Source organism: Jiangella sp. DSM 45060 (genome assembly GCF_900105175.1).
GTDB lineage: Bacteria > Actinomycetota > Actinomycetes > Jiangellales > Jiangellaceae > Jiangella.
The window spans coordinates 3901121-3920267 of record NZ_LT629771.1; the positions used below are offsets into that span (position 1 = coordinate 3901121).

Genomic DNA, 19147 nt, shown 5'->3' on the forward strand with positions numbered 1-19147 from the left:
GAGCTGCCGACGTCCGCCGCTGGAGAGGCGGGTTCAGCCCGCCCGGTCGGCCCCGAGGCGCTCGGGTCCCCGGCGCAGGGCGTGTTCGATGCGGGTGAGCGCCTCGGTGAGGATGGCGCGGGAGGTGGCGAAGTTGAGCCGGATGTGGCCGCCGCCGCCCAGGCCGAAGACGTGGCCGGACGTCACGGCGACCCGCGCGTGGTCGAGCAGGTACTGGGCCGGGCCGTCGAGCTCCGTGACGACGCCGGCCGCCCCCTGGGCGGCGTCGTCGTGCAGCCCGAGCGTCCGGCAGTCGATCCAGGCCAGATAGGTGCCCTCCGGGCGGAGGAACCGCAGCTCGGGGAGATGTTCGGCGACGAAGCCGCCGAGGGCCGCCCGGTTGCCGTCGAGGCCGGCGAGCAGCGCGTCGAGCCAGTCGCCGCCCGAGGCGAAGGCCGCGGTGTGTGCGATGACGCCGAGATGGCTGGGGCCGTGGCCGACCTCCTCCGGGATGCGCCCGAGGTCGGCCGCCGCGGCCGGGCCGGCCAGCGCCAGCGCGGCCTTCAGCCCTGCGAGGTTCCAGGCCTTGGAGGCGGACATCAGGCTGAACGCGTCGTCGGCGCCCGCGACCGAGAGGTACGGCACGAACGCGGCGCCCGGCAGGACCAGCGGCGCATGGATCTCGTCGGCGACGACCCGCACCCCGTAGCGGCCGGCCAGCTCGGCCACCGTCGTCAGCTCGTCCTCGGTGTGCACCGCACCGGTGGGGTTGTGCGGGTTGCACAGCAGGTAGACCACGCGTTCGTGCTGCCGGGAGAGCTCCCGGAAGGTGCTGTCGAGGCGGTCGAGATCGATCCGCCCGCCGGCGGTGAGCGGAGACTGCACCACCCGCCGGTCCGCGTGGGCGACGAAGGCGTGGAAGGGCGGGTACACCGGCGCGTTCACGACGACGGGGTCGCCCGGCTCGGTCACCACCCGCAGCACCTCGACGATGCCTATCATGACGTCGGGCACGACGAGCGCGCGGTCGGCCGCGACCCCGGCCCAGCCCCAGCGGTCCTTCGCGAAGCCGGCCAGCGCCTCGACGTAGCCGTCGCCGTGCGGATATCCGGTGTCCCCGAGCTCGACCGTCTCGCGGAGCACGTCGGCGATCGGACCGGCCAGGGGAACGTCCATCTCCGCGACCCACAACGGCAGCACGTCGCCGGGATGGGTGCGCCACTTGGCGCTCGTGCGCCGGCGCAGCCGGTCGATCGACAGCTGCTCGAGGGGGTTCTGCGTCACGACGAGCTCCCTTCCGGCGGCACGGGCCCCACCCTAGGGACCGACCCGCGGTGGCGCACGCCGCAGGTCGCGCACGGCCGGGATCGCCAGCAGCAGGGTGCAGGTGACCAGCGCCGTGGCCGCGGACACGAACAGCAGCGGCACCGTGCCCACGACGACCGCCAGCGGCCCCGCCACCGCCTGCCCGACCGGTTTCATCACCAGCGAGCCGGCCGCGTCGTAGGCGTGCACGCGGCCGAGGACGTCCTGCGGGATGTGCGTCTGCACGCTGGTGTGGAACATGACGATCCAGAACGCCTGGCCGGCGCCGCTCACCGCGTAGCACGCGGCCACGGCGGGCGCCGGGAGGCCGAGCGCCACGCTCAGCGGCATCAGCGTCCACAGGATGATGGCCAGGGCGCCGGCCCGGAGCGGAAACCGCGGGCGCAGCCGCGTCGCGACCAGCCCGCCCAGCACGCTGCCCGCGCCGAGCGCCGACATGACCACGCCGAACGTCGCCGATCCGTGCTCGGTGACGAGCGTGCTGTAGCCGAGGGTCATGATCGGGCCGGCGCCGGCCAGCTGCCAGAGCATGTAGACGACGATGACGCTCCACAGCCAGGTCCTGGCGCGGAACTCCCGCCACCCCTCGACGAGATCGGCCCGGAACGACGACGGTACGTCGCCGCGCCCGGCCGGGCCCATCGGGACCGACCGGAGCCGGAGCAGGCAGGCGCCGCTGACCGCGAACGTCAGCGCGTCGAGGGCGACCACCGCCGCGGGCGAGGAGACCACCAGCAGCAGACCGGCCAGCGACGGGCCGATCACGGCGGTCACGGACTCGGAGATACGCAGGGTGGCGTTCGCCCTCTGCACGTCGCGGGCGATCAGCGGGGTGATGCTGGCGATCCCCGGCTGGAAGACCGCGCTGCCCGCCCCGACCAGCGCCAGCAGCACCAGGATCTGCCACAACGGCGGCGTGCCCAGCAGGAACAGCAGCGCGAGCACCGCTTGGAAGCACAGCCGCGCCGCGTCGGAGATCACCATCAGGCGCCGCGCGCCGAAGCGATCGGACAGCACCCCGCCGAAGATGATCAGCGCGGCGAACGGCGCGATCAGCGCGGCCAGCGCGTAGCCCACGCCAGTGGCCCCGTAGCCCGCCCGGATCACAGCGGCCGTGATCGCGACGGGCAGCATGACGTCACCCAGCAGCGAGCTGGTGCGCGCGGCGAAGAACAGCCGGAAGTCCGCCGTCCACAGCCCAGCGTCAGCCACCGCTCACCGTCCTCGATGCCTCGATCACGATGAGGGCGATCCTCCCGCGTGGTGGCCTCCCAGCACTACCCGGCGGCCTCGGGCGCCGGCATCGCCACCCTGGGCGGTCGCGTCACCGACGACTCCGTCATGATGGCGGCCAGCGCACTGGCGATGGCCCGCCACTCCGGACTCAAGTGAGGATGTTCATGCCCGAACTCACGGTCGGCCTGGTCGGGGCCGGCGGCATCTCCCGTGCCCACGCCGCGGCCTGGCGCGCGCTCGGCGCGAAACTGGTGCTCACGTCGCTCGACGGCGCCGAGCGGCTGGCCGCGCAGTACGGCGGCACGGTCGCGGCATCGCTCGACGACCTGCTCGGCCGGGCCGACCTCGTCGACGTCGTCACCCCCACCCCCACCCACCGCGACATCGTCCGCCGGGCCCTCGACGCCGGGCGGGCCGTGGTGTGCGAGAAGCCGCTCGCCCGCACCGGCGCCGACGCGGCCGGCCTCGTACGTCAGGCCGCCGCCGCGGGTCTCCCGCTGTACCCCGGCCACGTCGTGCGCTACTTCCCCGAGTACGCCGCCATGCGGGCCGCCGTGGCCGCCGGGCGCATCGGCCGGCCCGCGGTGCTCCGGTTCAGCCGGGGCGGCATGTTCCCCTCGTGGGCGCCGTGGTTCTCCGACGTCGCCGAGTCCGGCGGCCTGCTGATGGACCAGATGATCCACGACCTGGACATCGCCCGCTGGGTCGCCGGCGAGGTCGTCGAGGTGTTCGCCCGCGCGCACACCGCCGAGCGCGACGGCCACCCCCTGCAGACCGCGCACGTCACGCTGACCCACGCCTCCGGCGCGCTCAGCCACGTCCAGGGGCTGTGGGGCGCGCCGCACCTCGGGTTCCGCACGTCGTTCCACGTCGCCGGCGACGACGGCGTGCTCGGCTACGACAGCGCCGTCACCCCGGCCGTCCGGCTCGATCTCGCGCCGGTGCCCGCCGGCGGCGAGGACCACCCGGAGGCGCCGACCGGCGAGAGCCCCTACCTCACCGAGCTGCGCGAGTTCGCCGACGCCGTCGCCGGCGGGCCCGCGCCCCGGGTGAGCGCCGCCGACGGCGCCGTCGCGGTCTGGCTGGCCACCGCCGCGCTCGACTCGCTGCGCTCCGGCGCCCCGGTGCGCCTCGACACCGCCGAGCTGCTGGAGGAGATCGCATGAAGGTCGCGCTGCTGTCGTTCGCCCATGTGCACGCCGGCTCGTACGCGTCGCTGTTGTCGGACTGGCCCGGGGTCGAGCTGCTCACCACCGACCCCGGCGGCGCCGCGGCGCCGCCGGGCGAGCTGCGCGGGCGGGCCCTGGCCGACCACCTGGGCGTCGCCTACGCCGATACCTACGACGACGCGCTGGCCTGGCAGCCCGACGCCGTCGTCGTCTGCGCGGAGAACAGCCGGCACCGCGACCTGACCGAGCGGGCCGCCGCCGCCGGCGCGCACGTGCTGTGCGAGAAGCCGCTGGCCACGACCGCCGCCGATGCCGAGGCGATGATCGAGGCGTGCGAGCGCGCGGGCACGTTCCTCATGACCGCGTACCCGGTGCGGTTCAGCACCGAGTTCGCCGCCCTGAAGTCCCTGCACGCCAGTGGCCGGCTCGGCACGGTCCTCTCCGCCACCGGGACGAACAACGGCCACATCCCGATCGGCGAGCGCGCCTGGTTCACCCAGCCGGAGCTGTCCGGCGGCGGCGCCCTCGTCGACCACGTCGTGCACGTGGCCGACCTGCTCGACGCGCTCCTGGAGCAGCCGGCGGTCGAGGTGCGCGCGGTCACCAACCGCATCCTGCACGCCGACCAGCCGATCAACGGCGTCGAGACCGGCGGCCTGGTCGCCGTCACCTACGCCGACGGCACCATCGCCACCATCGACTGCTCGTGGAGCCACCCCAGCAGCGCGCCGAACTGGGGCGGCCTCACCCTCCAGGTCGTCGGCACCGAGGGCGTCGCGGACATCGACCCCTTCGGCACCCACGTCGGCGGCTTCGCCGGCGGCGGACCGGCCTGGCTCTCGCTCGGCGCCGACCTCGACCGCGCGATGCTCGCCCACTTCCTCGACGGCGTCCGGTCCGGCCACGCTCCCCAGCCCGACGGCGCGGCCGGGCTGCGGACGCTGCGCATCGTGCTGGCCGCCCAGGAGTCGGCGCGCGCCGGAACCGTGGTGCCGATCCCCCAGCTCACGCCCTGACGACGGCCCCGCCTAGCCGGTCCGCTCGCGAGGGATGAGACCCGCGACGATCACGGCCACCAGACAGACGGCCGACCCGGCGAGCAGGGCCCGGACGAACCCTGCTTCGCCCGGCCAGGCGGAGGTGTTCGAGGTCGCCGCGGCGAGGAGCACGGCGGCCGCCTGTGACCCGACGGCGCCGCCGACGAGCCGCATGAAGCCGTTGACGGCAGTCGCCTCACCTACGCGGTGCGGCGGAACCGAGTCGAGGATGACGTTCGGCAGCGCGGCCAGGACCTGCCCGAGCCCGACGAAGCCGACGACCGTCCAGACGGCGACCTCGGCGAGGCCGTCGTGCCGGGCGGCCAGCCCGAGCTGACCGGTCGCGGCGATCGCGCAGCCCGCCACGACCGGGGCCTTCGGCGCGAAGCGCTGGGCGATCCGGCCCGTGATCGGCGCCACGGCCAGCATGGCGATCGTGCCCGGCAGCAGGATCAGGGCGCCCGCCAGAGCCGGCTGCCCGAAGCCGAATCCCGTGCCGCGCGGCAGCGTCACCAGCTGCGGCACCACCACGAAGATCGTGAACAGGCCGTACCCGCTGAGCAGGGCGATGACGCTCGTCGCCAGCGCCGTCCGGGTGACGAGGGCAGGGGCGGCGCCGGCCCGCCCGCCCCGCGACGCCGGAAGGGCGGGAACGACGACGCGGACCATCGCCAGGGTGACGGCGCCCATGACGACCGCCAGGAGGAAGATCCAGCGGTACGAGCCGGCGTCGACGATCAGCCCGCCGAGCACGAGGCCGATCCCGCCACCGGCCGACATGGTGCCGGTGAGGAGGGCGATGGTCACCGGACGACGCGCCTCGGCGATCGTGCCGCGGACGATGCTGTAGCAGATGGGCAGGATCGCTCCGCCCACGCCCTGGAGCCCTCGGCCGACGACCAGGCCGGCGATCGAGGACGAGGCCGCCGCGGTGGCGGCGCCCGCGGTGAACAGCGCGAGCGTGACGATCAGCAGGCGCCGGCTGCCGAACAGGTCCGACAGCCGGCCGAGTACCGGCGTCAGGACCGCCGCGGAGATCAGGTAGGCGGTCAGGACCCAGGTGGCCTGGTCGATCGTCACCTGTCGGTCGTGCGCGATCGAGCCGATCGCCGGGATCACCGCGGTCTGCGACAGCGCGAACGCCAGCACCCCGAACAGCAGGACGACGGTGGCCTGGCGCGGCCGGCCGGGTGCCATCGCGGGAGCTCAACGGGGACCGGGATACCACGGCCGGGGCAGGCCGAGGTCCTGCTGCGCGATGAGGCCCCGGAAGACCTCCACCGTGCCCAGGTACGTGGTGGTGCCCTGGGCGTACCGGTGCACCTGCTCGGCGTGCCCGTCGCCGGCGGCGTCCGCGTGCAGCAGACCGGCCGGGCCGAGCAGATCGACCAGCTCGGCGACGCCGTCGACGGTGGCCTCGGCGCCCTTGACCCGGCCGGCCGGCCCCGGCGTCGCGAGTGCGGCGGCCAGCTGCACGGCCACCCGGCCGAGCCGATGGGCGACCAGCGGGTCGTCCGCGGGCCGGACGCCGTCCGGGCCGGGCGCCGCCGCCCACGCCGCGGCCGCGGTCAGCGCGAGGTGCAGCCGGCGGGCGAAGACCGCGCCCATGGACGGGTCGTCGAGGCCGTCGCCGGCGCCGGGCCCGAGGTCGTGCTCGGCGTCGAGCGGCCCGCGCAGCACCGCCCAGCCGTCGTTCACCTCACCCAGCCGGTAGGCGTCGGGGACCCGGACGTCGTCGTAGTGGACGATGGTGGTGCGGCCCCCGCTGAGCGTCCGGACCGGCTGGATGTCGACACCGGGCGCGTCCAGCGGCAGCAGGAACATGGTGAGCCCGCGGTGCTTCGGCCGGGTCGGATCGGTCCGGGTGAGCAGGAAGCAGTACTGGCTGTCCTGCGCACCGGTGGTGAAGATCTTCGTGCCGCTGACGATCCACTCGCCGCCGTCCCGGGTCGCCCTGGTCCGCGCCGCCGCGACGTCGGAGCCGCCCTCGGGTTCGGTGTAGCCGAGGCAGAACCGCACGGATCCGCGGGCGACGCCGGCCAGGAGCTCGTCCCGGACCGCCGGGGACGCGTGGCGCTCGACCGCGGGCAGGACCAGGCGGGTGATGCCCAGCGTGGTCATCGGGACCCGCGCTCGCGCCAGTTCCAGGTCCAGGATCCGGGCGCCCAGCCGGTCCAGCCCGGCCCCGCCCCGCTCGGCCGGCCAGGTCGGCACGATCCAGCCGCGCCGGCCCAGGGCGAGATGGAACGGCTCGTCGAATCCTTCGCCGCTGGGCCGCTCCCCCTCGCCCGGCCGCTGCGTCCCGTACTCGCGGACGAGCCCGCGCACGTCTCGCCGCAGCGCCCGATGGGCGTCGTCCACGTCGATCACACCGAAGTCCACCGGCGCTCCTCTCGATCGGGCCGGCCGGCCGCCGCCAGGAGCGCCGCGCCGGCGGCGAGGACGTCCCGGGCCGGGTCGCCGGCGCGCAGCGTCCAGCCCTTGGCGCGCAGGAAATAGCGGCTGACGTCGGACTCGACGGCGAAGCCGAGGCCGCCGTGGGCATGCAGGGCCGCCGTGACGCCGTGGCTCGCGACCTCGGCCGCGTAGGCGAACGCGATCCCGGCGAGGTCCGGCTCCGCCTCGGGCTCGTGGTCGAGGAACCAGGCGGCCCGCCGGCAGAGATTCCGCGCACCCGCCACCCCGATCGCCACGTCGGCCAGCGGGAACGCGACGCCCTGCAACGAGCCGAGCGGCACACCCCGGGTCTCCCGGGTCTGGACGAAGCTCACGGCGAGCGCCAGCGCGCCCTCGGTCAGCCCGACGAGCGCCGCGGCGGTCAGCACTTTCAGCTCGCGCCGGGCCCGGTCGGCCAGTGCGTCGGCCGCGGCGACCGGAACCTCGAACCCCGGCTCGGCGCTCAGGTCCCGCCAGGCCGACGGCAGCCCGGCCTGGTTGGCGGCGTGCGGCCGCGGCCCGCCCGTGGCGGCCACGACGGCCCCGGTGCGGTGGCCGACGACCGCGTCGGCCACCGCACCTGACGACACCAGTTGCGGCGCGTCCCACCGGCCGAGCCCCAGCCCGAGAACGCACGTCCCCCGGGCCGCGTCGGCCAGCAGCGCGGCGGTGAGATCGCTGCGCCCGCACGCGGCCAGGAGCCGGGCCGCCACGACGTGCTCGACGAGCGGCACCGGGGCGATCCGCCGGCCCAGCTGCTCGGCCAGCAGAGCGGCCTCGACGAGGCCGGCGCCGTCGCCGCCGGCCTCGGCGGGCAGCGCCATCGACATCGCGCCCAGCCCGGCCGCCGCACGCCACAACCGAGGGTCGTGACCGGCCGGCTCGGCCGCGCGGACGACGTCCATCGGGCATTCTCTGGCGAAGAACCCCGCGAACAGGTCGCGGAGCTCGACCTGATCACCGTCCAGCGCGTAGTCCTGCCGCCGCAGCTCGTACGGGTCCACCCCTAACTCCCGCGCCGGAAGGCGGCCAGCCGCTCGGCGCTCTCGTCGCTGGTCGACGCGAGGCACAGCAGCTCGGTCTCGAGCGCGAGCCCGGCCTGCAGCGGCAGCTCGGCGGAGGCCCGGACGGCCTGTTTGGCCAGCGTCAGGGCGGGGCGGGCATGGCGGGTGATCCGGCCGCACAGCTCCCGGGTGGCGGCCTCCAGCTCGCCTGCGGGCACCACCTGCTCGACCAGGCCGAGCCGCAGCGCCGTGGCGGCGTCGATCCGGTCGCCGGTGAGGATCAGCCGCATCGCCTGGCCCAGCCCGACCAGCCGGGGCAGCCGCTGGGTTCCGCCGCCGCCGGGGATGATCGCCAGCGCGATCTCGGGCTGTCCGAACACCGAGTCCGCGGAGGCGATCCGCAGGTCCGCCGACATGGCCAGCTCGCAGCCGCCGCCCAGGCAGTAGCCGTCGATCATCGCGATGACCGGCACCGGGCACTCGGCGACCGCGTGGTAGACGCGCCGCTCTCTCAGCATGGCCCGCATGGCGAGCGGGTCGATCCGGTCCGTCTCGCCGAGGTCGGCGCCGGCGGCGAAGGAGCCGCCCGTCCCGGTGACCACGACCGCCCGGACGTCCGGCGTCGCGCCGGCCCAGTCGAGGCAGGCGATCAGCTCCGCCCGGGTGGCGGTGTCCAGGGCGTTGCGCTTCTCCGGCCGGTCGATGCGGATGGTGGCGACGGCGTCGTCCACCGACAGGACGACGGTGGTGGTGGCCGGCTCCGGCGGGCGACCCGCCATGGTCATTCCGCCGTGTACAGCACGATGGGCCGCGACAGCATGGCCGGGCGGTCCTGGCCGACCACGTGCACCGCCATCTCGTAGCTGAGCTTCGTCCCGCGAGGGTGCTCGTCGGCCGCGATCAGCCGGCCGCGGGACCGGATGGTCGCCCCGCTCAGGACCGGGGCGAGGAAGCGGACGGCGTCGGACCCGTAGTTGAGGATCTTGGCGTGTCCGACGACCTCGAAGTCAGCCGGCGGACGGATGCGCGGGGTGATGGCCAGCGTCAGCAGACCGTGCGCGACGGTCGTGCCGAACGGCCCGGACCGGGACCGCTCGCGGTCGACGTGGATCCACTGGTGATCGCCGGTCAGGTCGGCGAACTGGTCGATGAGGTCCTGCGTGATGTGCAGACCCTCGCTCCAGGCGCCGAACTCGCCCCCGCAGACCGCTCGAAGAGCCGGCAGGTCGTCGAACCTGATCTCGCGCATGTCTCGCCTCTTCCCGTCCGTGGATAAATCTTGCGGAAACAGTAGTTCCAGCTTGGAATCATGTGTAATGTCGTTCCAACTTCGAACTTGATAGTTCGAGCATAGAACTACCCCACGGATCGTGGCAACCACCTGAGAAGGGAGCACTCCGATGAGCAGACTCGCCGGTCGCGTCGCGATCGTCACCGGTTCCGGCCGCGGCATCGGCGCCGCCGTCGCCCAGGCCTTCGCCGCCGAGGGCGCCTCGGTCGTCGTCGCCGATCTCGGCGTCGAGCTGGACGGAACCACCGAGGGCTCCGATCCGGCGACGGAGGTGGTCGAGGCCATCACGGCGGCCGGCGGCACGGCCGTCGCCAGCCGCACCGACGTGTCCGACCACGGCCAGGCCGAGGAGCTGATCGCCACGACGATCGAGCGGTTCGGCCGGCTCGACGTCCTGGTCAACGCCGCGGGCATCCTCCGCGATCGCATGATCTTCAACATGGAGGAGGAGGAGTGGGACGCGGTCATCAGGGTCCACCTGAAGGGCGCGTTCAACACCACCAAGTTCGCCGCCCGGCACTGGCGTGAGACCAGGCGGCCGGACTGCCGGCTGATCAACTTCACGTCGGTCGCGGGCCTGCAGGGCGCCCCGTCGCAGCCCAACTACGCCGCCGCGAAGATGGGCATCGTCGGCCTGACCCTGTCGTGCGCCAACGCGCTCGGCAAGTACGGGGTCACCGCCAACTGCATCTCCCCCGGCGCCGCGACCCGGATGACCGACACCATTCCGGCCGAGGTGATGGCCAAGTACCTCGCCTCCACCCGGGACAGTGACCCCGACGGCCGCCGGCGCGCCCCCGAGAACGTCGCCGCACCCCTGGTGTACCTGGCCAGCACGGAGTCGGGCTGGATCAACGGCCGGGTCCTCGGCGCCCAGGAGTACCGCGTGTCCATGTGGTCGACGCCGCAGATCCAGCGCCAGATCGTCGGGCAGCAGCCGTGGGAGCTCGACCGCCTCTTCGACGAGATGACCCGCGCGTTCAAGCCCTACGTCGAGGGTCGCGGCCGCCTGGACGAGGCGGGCTGACCATGACGCGAGTCGCCATCGTCGGCATCCACGAGTACCCGTCCCGGCTGACGGACGGATCGGTCGACGCCCTGCGGATCAAGGCGCACTCGGCCGCCCGGGCCCTCGACGACGCCGGGCTGAGCTGGAGCGACGTCGACGCGCTGTACGACACCGGAGACGGTCTGGCCTGGCCCGGGCTGTACATGCCGGAGTACCTCGACCTCGACCTCAGGATCCTCGACACGACGGCGGTCGGCGGCAGCGCCTACGAGTTCCAGGTCGGGCACGCCCTCGCCGACCTCGGGACCGGGCGGGCCGACGTCGCGCTGCTGACCTACGGCGCCACCACCCGCAGCGCGAACCGCAAGGTCGGGCTCAACTCGGCCTCGATCCGCACCGAGCCGGACAACCCGATGACCGACATGGAGGAGTGCTGGGGCTCCACGCTGGTCGCCGACTACGCCATGGTCGCCGCCCGGTACATGCACGATCACGGCACCACCGCCGAGGACCTCGCCGAGATCGCCGTTACCGCCCGCTACCACGCCATGCGCAACCCGGCCGCGGTGCAGGCGATCAGTGACCTGAGACTGCGCCCCGGGCCGGGCGAGATCACCATCGACGACGTGCTGTCCTCGCCGCTGGTGGCCGATCCGCTGCGGGTGCTGGACTGCTGCGTGGTGTCCGACGGCGGCGGCGCGGTGGTGCTCGCCACCGAGGCGGTCGCCCGCGGCTGCCGCAGCCGGCCGGTCTGGGTACGCGGAGCCGGCCAGACGTCGCGCTTCCGCCGCAATCGCGACGACCTCACCGTCACCGGGGCGGCCCGGTCCGGTCCGACGGCCTTCGAGGAGGCCGGGATCACCCCCGAGGACGTCGACGTCGCGATGATCTACGACTCGTTCACCATCACCGTGCTGTCGACGCTGGAAGACCTCGGCTTCTGCGGCAAGGGCGAGGCCGGCGACTACATCAAGGGCGGGCGGCTGCGCTACGACCAGCCGGGAGCGCCCGCGCTCAACACCGACGGCGGCGGGCTGTCGTCCAATCATCCCGGCCAGCGCGGCCTCTTCCTGCTCATCGAGGCGGCCCGTCAGCTGCGCGGCGAGTCGACCGCCCAGGTCCCCGGGGCGAGCATCGCGGTGGCGCACGGCACCGGCGGCACCCTCGGGCGCCGGTACGCCTCCGGAACGGTCGTGCTGGGGAGGGACGCCGCATGACGACGACGCCACCGGCCCTGCCCCGGCCGCTCCCCCGGAACCCGAACCTCGACACGCGGCCGTTCTGGCAGGCCGCCCGCGACCACCGCCTCGTCTACCAGCGCTGCCGGGCCTGCGACACGGTGATCTTCTACCCGCGCGGGCACTGCACCGCCTGCACCGGCATCGACCTCGGCTGGCACGAGTCGGCGGGTACCGGAACCGTCTACACCTGCTCGGTGGTCCGCCGCCCCCTGCACCCGGCGTTCACGGACCTCATCCCGTACAGCGTCGCGTGGGTCGACCTCGACGAGGGCTTCCGGATGCTCACCCACATCGTCGACCCCGCCGGCCGGCCGATCACGTCGCACATCGGCCAGCGCGTCACGGTGCACTGGCTCGACGTCGAGGACGTCACGCTGCCGGCGTTCACCCCGGCCGCCCAGCAACCCACGGAGGACCGATGACCGGCGCCGACGACGCGACCCCGTTCGTCCAGGTCCTCGCCGGCCTCGCCGCGGCCGATCCCGAGGCGGTGGCGCTGGTCTCCGGCGGATCGACCATGACCCGGCGCGAACTGGACGAGCAGAGCAGCCGGCTGGCCCGGGTGTACCGCGACCACGGCGTGCGCTCCGGCGATCTCGTCACGATCGAGCTGCCGAACGGCCTGGACTGGTTCGTCGCCGGCCTGGCGGCGTGGAAGCTCGGCGCCACGCCGAGCCCCATCTCCCCCGGCCTGCCGCGCGTCGAGCGGGAGGCGATCCTGACGCCGGCCCGCCCGGCGCTCATCGTCGGCCTGCCCGAGGGCGAACGCAGCGAGCTGCCGTCCCTGCCCCGGGGCTACCGTCCCGGCCCCGGCGTCTCGGCGGCGCCGTTGCCGCTGGTGGTCTCGCCGGTGGAGCGCGCGCTCGCCTCCGGCGGCAGCACCGGACGGCCCAAGCTGATCCTCAGCAGCAGCCCGGCGGTCCACCACCCCGACGGGCCGATGGCCCGGCTGTTCACGCCGCGGGCCTGCGGGCTGGTTCCGGGTCCGCTCTACCACGGCATCCCGTTCGCGGCCGCCTGGCGCAGCCTGCTCGCCGGCGCGACGGCCGTCGTCCTCGACCGGTTCGACCCCGAGGAGTGCCTGCGGCTGATCCAGGAGCACCGCGTCGACCGGGCCTGGTTCGTTCCCACCATGCTGTCGCGGATCGCCCGGCTCCCCGACGACGTGCGGCTCTCGTACGACCTCAGCTCGCTGCGATTCGTGCTGACGGCGGGCGCTCCGTGCCCGGCGTGGCTGATGCGGCACTGGATCGAGTGGGTCGGTCCCGAGGTCATGCACGAGGCGTACGGGTCGACCGAGCGTCTCGGCGGCACCTTCATCACCGGCGTCGAATGGCTCGCCCATCCGGGCTCGGTGGGCCGGCCGGTGGCGAGCGAGATCAAGATCTTCGACCCGGAGTCCGGCGCCGAGCTGGCTCCGGGCGCGACCGGCGAGGTGTACCTCAGACCGGCCGGCGCGGCCAGCACCTACCGCTACGTCGGCGCCGAGGAGAACGCCTCCCGCGACGGCTGGCAGAGCCTCGGCGACATGGGCCACCTCGACGAGGACGGCTACCTCTACCTCGGCGACCGCCGGACGGACATGATCCTGTGCCGGGGCCGCAACATCTACCCGGCCGAGATCGAAGCCGCCCTGGAGTCCCACCCGCGCGTGCGCTCCAGCGCGGTCATCGGCCTTCCCGACGACGATCTGGGGCAGCGCATCCACGCCATCGTCGAGTCCGAGCCGATCGACCACGACGAGTTGCGCGGCCACCTCGCGGAGCGGCTAGCCCACTACAAGCTGCCGAAGGCCTTCGAGTTCGTCGACCGGCCGCTGCGCGACGACTCGGGCAAGGTCCGCCGCTCGGCGCTGCGGGCCGAACGCCTGCCCACGACCACGGGGAGAGGAGAAGGAGCATGACCGGTCCACTCCACGGGCTCAAGGTGATCGAGATCAGTGTCGCGATGGCCGGGCCGTTCTGCGGCATGGTGCTCGGCGACCTCGGCGCCGAGGTGGTCAAGATCGAGCGGGCCGACCGCGGCGACGACAGCAGGGACTGGCCCCCGCACTTCGCCGGCACGATGTCGCACTACTTCGCGTCGGCCAATCGCAACAAGCGCAGCCTCGCCCTGGATCTCAAGTCCGACGCCGGCGCCGGCATCGCGCGGCAGCTGATCGCCGGCGCCGACGTCGTGATCGAGAACTACCGGCTGGGCGCACTCGAGCGGGCCGGGCTGGGGTACACGGCCATGGCCGAGCTCAACCCGCGGCTGGTGTACTGCTCGATCAGCGGATTCGGGCGGACCGGGCCGCGTCGCCACGATCCGGCCAACGACCTGTTCATGCAGGCGTTCTCCGGCGGCATGAGCATCACCGGCGAGCCCGGCGGCGCGCCCGCGAAGATGGGCATCTCCGTCGCCGACATCGGCGCCGGCATGTTCGCGGCGATCGGCATCCTGGCCGCCCTCTCCGTCCGGCAGGACACGGGCCGCGGGCAGCACGTCCGGACCTCGTTGCTGGAGGGCCAGCTCACCATGCTCTCCTACCACCTGATGTCGTACTTCGCGACTGGCCAGCCGCCTCGGCGGCATGGCTCCGGCACCCAGTTCGGCATGCCCTACCAGGCCTTTCCCACGGCGGACGAATGGATCGTGGTCGCCGTCTTCAACGACGCGATGTGGCGGGCGTGCTGCGCGGCGATCGAGCGTCCCGCATGGGCCGACGACCCACGGTTCAGCACGGTGGCCGGACGGGTCGATCATCGCGAGCTCCTGGCCGCGGAGCTGACCGAGATCTTCACGACTCGCCCCGCCGCCGCCTGGGAGGAGGTCATGGTGAGAGCGGGCGTCGCGTGCACCGTGGTCAACCCCGTCGACAAGATCGTCGCCCATCCCCAGGTCCAGGCCGGTGAGATGATCACGCAGGTGGACGTTCCCGGCATCGGCCCGATGCCCATGGCCGACGTCCCCATCGACTTCAGCGCGACCCCGGGAGGCATCGCCCTGCCGCCACCACACCTGGGCGAGCACTCGCGGGCGATCCTGCGCGAGCTCGATCTCGGCGCCGACGCCATCGAGGCGCTGATCGCCGCCGGAGTCGTAGGGGCGGGCGCGCCGTCGCGTCCAGCGCGGCCGGAGTGAGCCCGGCCGCTAGTCTGGGGTCCGACGTCCTACGAGGTGCCGCAGCCATGAACCCCCCATCCGACCCACTCGTCGCCGCCATCCGCACCACGATCCGGCTGGCCCGCCTGGCGCAGCAGGTCTGCGACGAGAACGGGCTCACCCTTCCGCAGTACCGCGGGCTGAGCATCGTGGTCGCCGACCGGCGGCGGGCCCACGAGATCGCCAGCTACACGTCGACCAGCCGGCCGGCCATCGCGTCCCTGACCGCCGGTCTCGAGCGCATGGGCCTGGTCGAGCGCGAGACGGCCGAGAGCGACCGTCGCGGCGTCTACTACACCGCCACCGACAAGGGCCGGCTGCTGATCGCCGAGATCGACGCGACGATGGCGGCCAAGTTCACCGAGGTGCTCGGCGAGAACACCGCCCTCCTGCACACCCTCGCCAGCGAGCAGATCGAAGCCGCGCTCGACGCGCAGATCGCGCACGACTTCGGGCCGGAGGTCACGGCGTAGGACCGAGCCCGGAGCAGCCCGCGATCGTGACCGAGACGAGTGGGGCGCCGAGGTCGCGGACGGGAGGTCAGCCGATCGGGACGTCGCCCCGCGGAGTCGTCAGCACGGCGGAGATGCCCGGGGTGGCCGCCCCGACGACCTCGGCCCAGCCGTCGAGGCCCAGCGCCGTGAGCGCCTCGCTCACCTCGTCCGGCCGGGGGTGCCGCAACGTGAGCCGGCTCAGCGACATGGACGACGACAGCCCTGCCGCCGGGTGCGGGCTGTCCAGCCAGTCGATCACGAACGGCACGACACCGCCGAAACCGCCCTCGGGCGGGGTCAGCCGCCAGCTGAGCAGGGTGCCGTCGGACGTGCGGCGCGACATCTGCGCCACGTCGCCCGGGTCGTACCCGCGGTCGCGGGCCGCCGCGACGCGCCCGTCGATGTCGTCGGTGCGCACCGCCCATCCGACGAGCGCGGCATCTGTCAGCCCGTCGACGCGCATGGGCCGCGGCCGGGACGGCTCGGGCTGCCCGGGGTCCGGCCCGAGCAGTTCCAGGTACCGGCCGGAACCGAGCCCGACCAGGTAGTTGTGCGTGCCGCGGCCCTCGTGGCGCCCGCCGTAGACGGGCGTTGTTCCGGTCTGCGCCGCGACGTGCTCGACCAGCCGGTCGAGATCGGGGCCGGCCCACACCAGATGGTCGACGTCGACATCCATGGGCCCACGGTAGCGATCCCACGTGGCGGCCCACGAATAAGGATGGCTTATGAGATGCCTAAACCATTGCCGTCTTGCTTTTCGCCTGGCGTGCTGGCCAGAGTGAGGGGCAACGTCTACGAGCCGGAGGTCGTTCAGTGGTCAGCCACCCCACGAGCGCGCAGGACATGCGCGCCGCCGTCGTCGTCGAGCGCGGCGGTCCCGAGGGCCGCGTCGTCCAGAGTCACCCGCGCCCGACGGCCGGGCCGCGCGACGTGCTGATCCGGGTGCGTGCCTGTTCGCTCAACCACCTCGACGTGTTCGTCCGCAAGGGCGTTGCCGGCACGCACCTGCCGCTGCCGCACATCTCCGGCGGCGACATCGCCGGCGAGGTCGCCGAGGCCGGCGCCGAGGTGTCCGGCCTCGAGGTCGGCCAGCGCGTCCTCGTCGACCCGTTGATCGACGGGAAGGCGCTCGGTGAGGACCTGCAGGGCGGCCTCGCCGAGTACGCGGCGGTCCCGGCCGAGAACTGCATCCCGCTGCCCGACGACGTCGCCTACGAGCAGGCCGCCGCGCTGCCGATCGCCTACGGCACGGCCCGCCGGCAGCTGATCACCCGGGGCGGGCTGCGGGCCGGTGAGACCGTGGCGATCCTCGGCGCCGCCGGCGGCCTCGGCACCGGCGCCGTCATGATCGCCAAGGCCGTGGGCGCGACGGTCATCGCGTGCGCCAGCTCGCCGGACAAGCTGAAGCGGCTCACCGAGCTCGGCGCCGACGTCGTCATCGACAGCAGCGCCGACGACTGGGGCGCGCAGATCTGGAAGGCCACCGGCAAGCAGGGCGTCGACCTCATGGTCGACAACACCGGCGCCGCCACCTGGCAGCAGTCGATCCGCGCCACCAAGCCCGGCGGCCGGGTCGTCACCTGCGGCGCCACCAGCGGCTACGAGGTCACCCAGTACCAGCCCTACGTGTGGGTGCGCGAGCTGGACATCCGCGGCAGCAACGGCTGGCGGCGCGAGGACCTCGTCGCGCTGCTGGAGATGGTCCAGGACGGGCGGCTGGAGCCGGTCATCGACCGGGTGCTCCCTCTCGACGAGATCCGCGAGGCCGAGCGGCTCATCGAGGAGCGACTGGTCTTCGGCAAGGTCGTCATCACGCCGTGACCCCGCCCGACGCCGACACCAATCTGGCGGTCCGGCTGCTGCGCCGAGCCGCCGGCGATCCGGACCGGATCGCGATCCGCCAGGGCGACCTCGCCATCGGCTACGCCGACCTGGACCGGTCGGTCCGGCAGGCCGGGGCGGCGCTGCGTCGCGCCGGCGTCGAGCCCGGGCACCGCGTCGCCCTGCTGTTCCCCAACGACCACCGGTTCATCGAGGCGCTCCTGGCCGCGATCCGCATCGGCGCCGTCGCCGTGCCGCTCAACACCCGGGCCGGCCTGGCCTCACTGCGGCACGTGCTGGCCGACGCGGCCCCCGCGGTGCTCGTCACCCACCCCGAGCTCGCCGGGCGTGCCGCGGAGCTGGCCGGGCCGGCCGGCACACCGGTCCTCGTCGCCGACGACGGCTGGGCGGCCACGGCTCCGGCGGCGGACGACGCCGCCCACCCCGTCTCCCCCGGCGACATCTGCCTGCAGCCGTACACCTCGGGCTCCACCGGCGCGCCGAAGGGGTGCCTGCTGACGCACGGCGGCCAGTACTGGAACGCGTCGACCGTGGCCGAGGTGTGGGAGCTCACCGACGACGACCGCGGCCTCATCACCGCGCCGATCTACCACAAGAACGCGATGATCTGCGTGGTCAAGCCGCTGCTGCTGGTCGGCGGCACCATCGTCATCGGCGAGTCACCCAGTCCGGCGGCCATCCCGGCCGAGGTCGAGCGTCATGGCTGCACCTACACGACCGGCGTGCCGGCGACGTACGAGTTGCTGCTCGACAGCGGCGAGCAGGAGAAGCACGACCTGTCGACGCTGCGCTTCGTGATCTGCGGCTCCGCGCCGCTGTCCGACGAGCTCGGCCGGCGCTTCGCCGACGGGCTCGGCGTCCGGGTCATCGAGGCGTACGGGCTGACCGAGGGCGGCCCGCAGGTGCTGATGAACCCACGCGCCGGCGAGCCCCGCTACGGCCACGCGGGGCGGCCACTGCCGGGGTCCGAGGTCCGCCTCCTCGACGTCGACGACATGCCGGTGGGCGGCCTGTCCGGCGTTCCGGAGGTGCCCGTCGGCGCCGTGGGCGAGATGTGGGTCCGCAACCCCGGCGTGACCAGCGGCTACTACCACCTGCCCGCCGTGACGGCGGCCCGCATCAGCTCCGACGGCTGGCTACGCACGGGCGACCTGGCCATCGCCGACGACGACGGCTGGTACCGGGTGCTCGGCCGGGCCGACGACATGATGAACGTCGGCGGCGAGAACGTGTACCCGATCGAGGTCGAGAAGCTGTTGCTGACCATGCCGGGAGTCCGGCAGGCCGCCGTCGTCCCCGTCCCGCACCCGCGCAAGGGCCAGGTGCCCGTGGCGTTCGTCAAGGCCGACGGACTCACCGAGGACGACGTCAAGGCGTACACCCTGGCCCAGGGGGCGCCGCACGCGCACCCGCGCCGGGTCTGGTTCGTCGGCGAGCTCCCGCTGGGCGGCACCGGCAAGATCGACCGCGGCCTGCTCGTCGAGTGGGCCACCGAACGCATGAACCGAACGGAGACGACGTGACGAACGCCGAGGTCGACCGCGAGCTGGTCGAGTCCCTGCTGACCGGGCCCGCCTACCACCAGTGGCTCGGCCTGGAACTGCTCGACGCCCGGCCCGGCGGCGTGGTCATCGGCATGGCCTGCCGGCCCGACTTCGGCGGCAACACGGACGGGACGTACGTGCACGGCGGCCTGCTCGCCACGCTCGCCGACATCGCCGGTGACTTCGCCCTGGTGACCGAGCTCGGCTACGGCCTGCCCACCATCGACCTGCGGGTCGACTACCTCCGGCCGGCCCAGCCCGGCGACCACCTGCGCGCCACCGGCACGGTCGTGCGCAGGGGCCGCACGCTCGGCGTCGCCGACGTCGTCGTGACCAACGGCGACGGCCGGCAGCTCGCCGTCGCGCGGGGGTTGTACAGCACCGCGGCGCCGTGA

20 protein-coding genes are annotated in these 19147 nt (G+C 73.8%); 12 read left to right on the forward strand and 8 right to left on the reverse strand.

Annotated features, from left to right (window positions below; all coding sequences use genetic code 11):
* Positions 1-33 precede the first annotated feature (33 nt).
* Positions 34-1263, reverse strand: a complete 1230-nt coding sequence (locus BLU82_RS17555; protein WP_092622436.1) for a MalY/PatB family protein — start codon at positions 1261-1263, stop codon at positions 34-36.
* 33 nt (positions 1264-1296) lie between these two features.
* Complete coding sequence (locus BLU82_RS17560; protein WP_092622437.1) at positions 1297-2517, reverse strand: MFS transporter; 1221 nt, start codon at positions 2515-2517, stop codon at positions 1297-1299.
* Between the two features lie 51 nt (positions 2518-2568).
* On the opposite strand from BLU82_RS17560, the gene BLU82_RS36005 reads away from it, so the two are divergent.
* From BLU82_RS36005 to BLU82_RS17570, 3 genes are read left to right on the forward strand one after another with little or no spacing between them, the layout of a single operon-like run.
* Positions 2569-2697: a hypothetical protein gene (locus tag BLU82_RS36005; protein WP_255367079.1), complete on the forward strand. Its 129-nt coding sequence runs from the start codon at positions 2569-2571 to the stop codon at positions 2695-2697.
* 8 nt (positions 2698-2705) lie between these two features.
* Complete coding sequence (locus tag BLU82_RS17565; RefSeq protein ID WP_092625953.1) at positions 2706-3707, forward strand: Gfo/Idh/MocA family protein; 1002 nt, start codon at positions 2706-2708, stop codon at positions 3705-3707.
* On the forward strand, positions 3704-4726 hold the full coding sequence (locus BLU82_RS17570; protein ID WP_092622438.1) for a Gfo/Idh/MocA family protein: 1023 nt from the start codon (positions 3704-3706) through the stop codon (positions 4724-4726). Before BLU82_RS17565 ends, BLU82_RS17570 begins: the two co-directional genes overlap by 4 nt.
* Before the next feature lie 12 nt (positions 4727-4738).
* Here BLU82_RS17570 and BLU82_RS17575 read toward each other — a convergent pair whose 3' ends face one another.
* Genes BLU82_RS17575 through BLU82_RS17595 form a run of 5 tightly spaced genes read right to left on the reverse strand, consistent with a single transcriptional unit; the run spans position 4739 to position 9436 of the window.
* Positions 4739-5944, reverse strand: a complete 1206-nt coding sequence (locus BLU82_RS17575) for an MFS transporter (RefSeq protein ID WP_092622439.1) — start codon at positions 5942-5944, stop codon at positions 4739-4741.
* A gap of 9 nt (positions 5945-5953) precedes the next feature.
* Entirely contained in the window at positions 5954-7129 is a 1176-nt protein-coding gene (locus BLU82_RS17580; RefSeq protein ID WP_092622440.1) for an acyl-CoA dehydrogenase family protein, read from the reverse strand.
* The gene (locus BLU82_RS17585; RefSeq protein WP_172885635.1) at positions 7114-8187 is read right to left on the reverse strand and encodes an acyl-CoA dehydrogenase; all 1074 of its coding nucleotides are present in this window, start codon (positions 8185-8187) and stop codon (positions 7114-7116) included. Before BLU82_RS17585 ends, BLU82_RS17580 begins: the two co-directional genes overlap by 16 nt.
* Before the next feature lie 2 nt (positions 8188-8189).
* Entirely contained in the window at positions 8190-8966 is a 777-nt protein-coding gene (locus BLU82_RS17590; protein ID WP_157741080.1) for an enoyl-CoA hydratase/isomerase family protein, read from the reverse strand.
* A gap of 2 nt (positions 8967-8968) precedes the next feature.
* The gene (locus BLU82_RS17595; protein WP_157741082.1) at positions 8969-9436 is read right to left on the reverse strand and encodes a MaoC family dehydratase; all 468 of its coding nucleotides are present in this window, start codon (positions 9434-9436) and stop codon (positions 8969-8971) included.
* A 151-nt stretch (positions 9437-9587) separates the two neighbouring features.
* Between BLU82_RS17595 and BLU82_RS17600 the strand changes: the two genes are divergently transcribed.
* Genes BLU82_RS17600 through BLU82_RS17625 form a run of 6 tightly spaced genes read left to right on the forward strand, consistent with a single transcriptional unit; the run spans position 9588 to position 15345 of the window.
* Complete coding sequence (locus BLU82_RS17600; RefSeq protein ID WP_092622444.1) at positions 9588-10505, forward strand: SDR family oxidoreductase; 918 nt, start codon at positions 9588-9590, stop codon at positions 10503-10505.
* 2 nt (positions 10506-10507) lie between these two features.
* Positions 10508-11704, forward strand: a complete 1197-nt coding sequence (locus tag BLU82_RS17605; RefSeq protein ID WP_092622445.1) for a hypothetical protein — start codon at positions 10508-10510, stop codon at positions 11702-11704.
* Positions 11701-12150, forward strand: coding sequence for a Zn-ribbon domain-containing OB-fold protein (locus tag BLU82_RS17610; RefSeq protein WP_092622446.1), 450 nt, complete (start codon positions 11701-11703; stop codon positions 12148-12150). Before BLU82_RS17605 ends, BLU82_RS17610 begins: the two co-directional genes overlap by 4 nt.
* Positions 12147-13631 (forward strand): AMP-binding protein, encoded by a 1485-nt coding sequence (locus tag BLU82_RS17615; protein WP_092622447.1) that lies wholly within the window; start codon positions 12147-12149, stop codon positions 13629-13631. The genes BLU82_RS17610 and BLU82_RS17615 overlap by 4 nt, the downstream gene beginning before the upstream one ends.
* Entirely contained in the window at positions 13628-14851 is a 1224-nt protein-coding gene (locus BLU82_RS17620; protein WP_092622448.1) for a CaiB/BaiF CoA-transferase family protein, read from the forward strand. Before BLU82_RS17615 ends, BLU82_RS17620 begins: the two co-directional genes overlap by 4 nt.
* Before the next feature lie 47 nt (positions 14852-14898).
* Positions 14899-15345, forward strand: coding sequence for a MarR family winged helix-turn-helix transcriptional regulator (locus tag BLU82_RS17625; RefSeq protein WP_092622449.1), 447 nt, complete (start codon positions 14899-14901; stop codon positions 15343-15345).
* A gap of 67 nt (positions 15346-15412) precedes the next feature.
* Here the strand turns inward: BLU82_RS17625 and BLU82_RS17630 are convergent, their stop codons facing one another.
* On the reverse strand, positions 15413-16042 hold the full coding sequence (locus BLU82_RS17630) for a VOC family protein (protein ID WP_092622450.1): 630 nt from the start codon (positions 16040-16042) through the stop codon (positions 15413-15415).
* Between the two features lie 137 nt (positions 16043-16179).
* Between BLU82_RS17630 and BLU82_RS17635 the strand changes: the two genes are divergently transcribed.
* The 3 genes from BLU82_RS17635 to BLU82_RS17645 are packed head-to-tail and all read left to right on the forward strand — an operon-like array spanning position 16180 to position 19147.
* Positions 16180-17187: a zinc-binding dehydrogenase gene (locus BLU82_RS17635; protein WP_197682286.1), complete on the forward strand. Its 1008-nt coding sequence runs from the start codon at positions 16180-16182 to the stop codon at positions 17185-17187.
* Positions 17184-18731, forward strand: coding sequence for a class I adenylate-forming enzyme family protein (locus BLU82_RS17640; RefSeq protein WP_092622451.1), 1548 nt, complete (start codon positions 17184-17186; stop codon positions 18729-18731). Before BLU82_RS17635 ends, BLU82_RS17640 begins: the two co-directional genes overlap by 4 nt.
* A complete protein-coding gene (locus tag BLU82_RS17645) occupies positions 18728-19147 on the forward strand; it encodes a PaaI family thioesterase (RefSeq protein WP_092622452.1) in 420 nt (139 codons plus the stop codon). Before BLU82_RS17640 ends, BLU82_RS17645 begins: the two co-directional genes overlap by 4 nt.

Coding starts and splice junctions, on each gene's coding strand:
- BLU82_RS17565 (WP_092625953.1), top strand. CDS start 2,706: ATGCCCGAACTCACGGTCGGCCTGGTCGGGGCCGGCGGCATCTCCCGT.
- BLU82_RS17570 (WP_092622438.1), top strand. CDS start 3,704: ATGAAGGTCGCGCTGCTGTCGTTCGCCCATGTGCACGCCGGCTCGTAC.
- BLU82_RS17575 (WP_092622439.1), bottom strand. CDS start 5,944: ATGGCACCCGGCCGGCCGCGCCAGGCCACCGTCGTCCTGCTGTTCGGG.
- BLU82_RS17590 (WP_157741080.1), bottom strand. CDS start 8,966: ATGGCGGGTCGCCCGCCGGAGCCGGCCACCACCACCGTCGTCCTGTCG.
- BLU82_RS17595 (WP_157741082.1), bottom strand. CDS start 9,436: ATGCGCGAGATCAGGTTCGACGACCTGCCGGCTCTTCGAGCGGTCTGC.
- BLU82_RS17600 (WP_092622444.1), top strand. CDS start 9,588: ATGAGCAGACTCGCCGGTCGCGTCGCGATCGTCACCGGTTCCGGCCGC.
- BLU82_RS17605 (WP_092622445.1), top strand. CDS start 10,508: ATGACGCGAGTCGCCATCGTCGGCATCCACGAGTACCCGTCCCGGCTG.
- BLU82_RS17610 (WP_092622446.1), top strand. CDS start 11,701: ATGACGACGACGCCACCGGCCCTGCCCCGGCCGCTCCCCCGGAACCCG.
- BLU82_RS17615 (WP_092622447.1), top strand. CDS start 12,147: ATGACCGGCGCCGACGACGCGACCCCGTTCGTCCAGGTCCTCGCCGGC.
- BLU82_RS17620 (WP_092622448.1), top strand. CDS start 13,628: ATGACCGGTCCACTCCACGGGCTCAAGGTGATCGAGATCAGTGTCGCG.
- BLU82_RS17625 (WP_092622449.1), top strand. CDS start 14,899: ATGAACCCCCCATCCGACCCACTCGTCGCCGCCATCCGCACCACGATC.
- BLU82_RS17630 (WP_092622450.1), bottom strand. CDS start 16,042: ATGGATGTCGACGTCGACCATCTGGTGTGGGCCGGCCCCGATCTCGAC.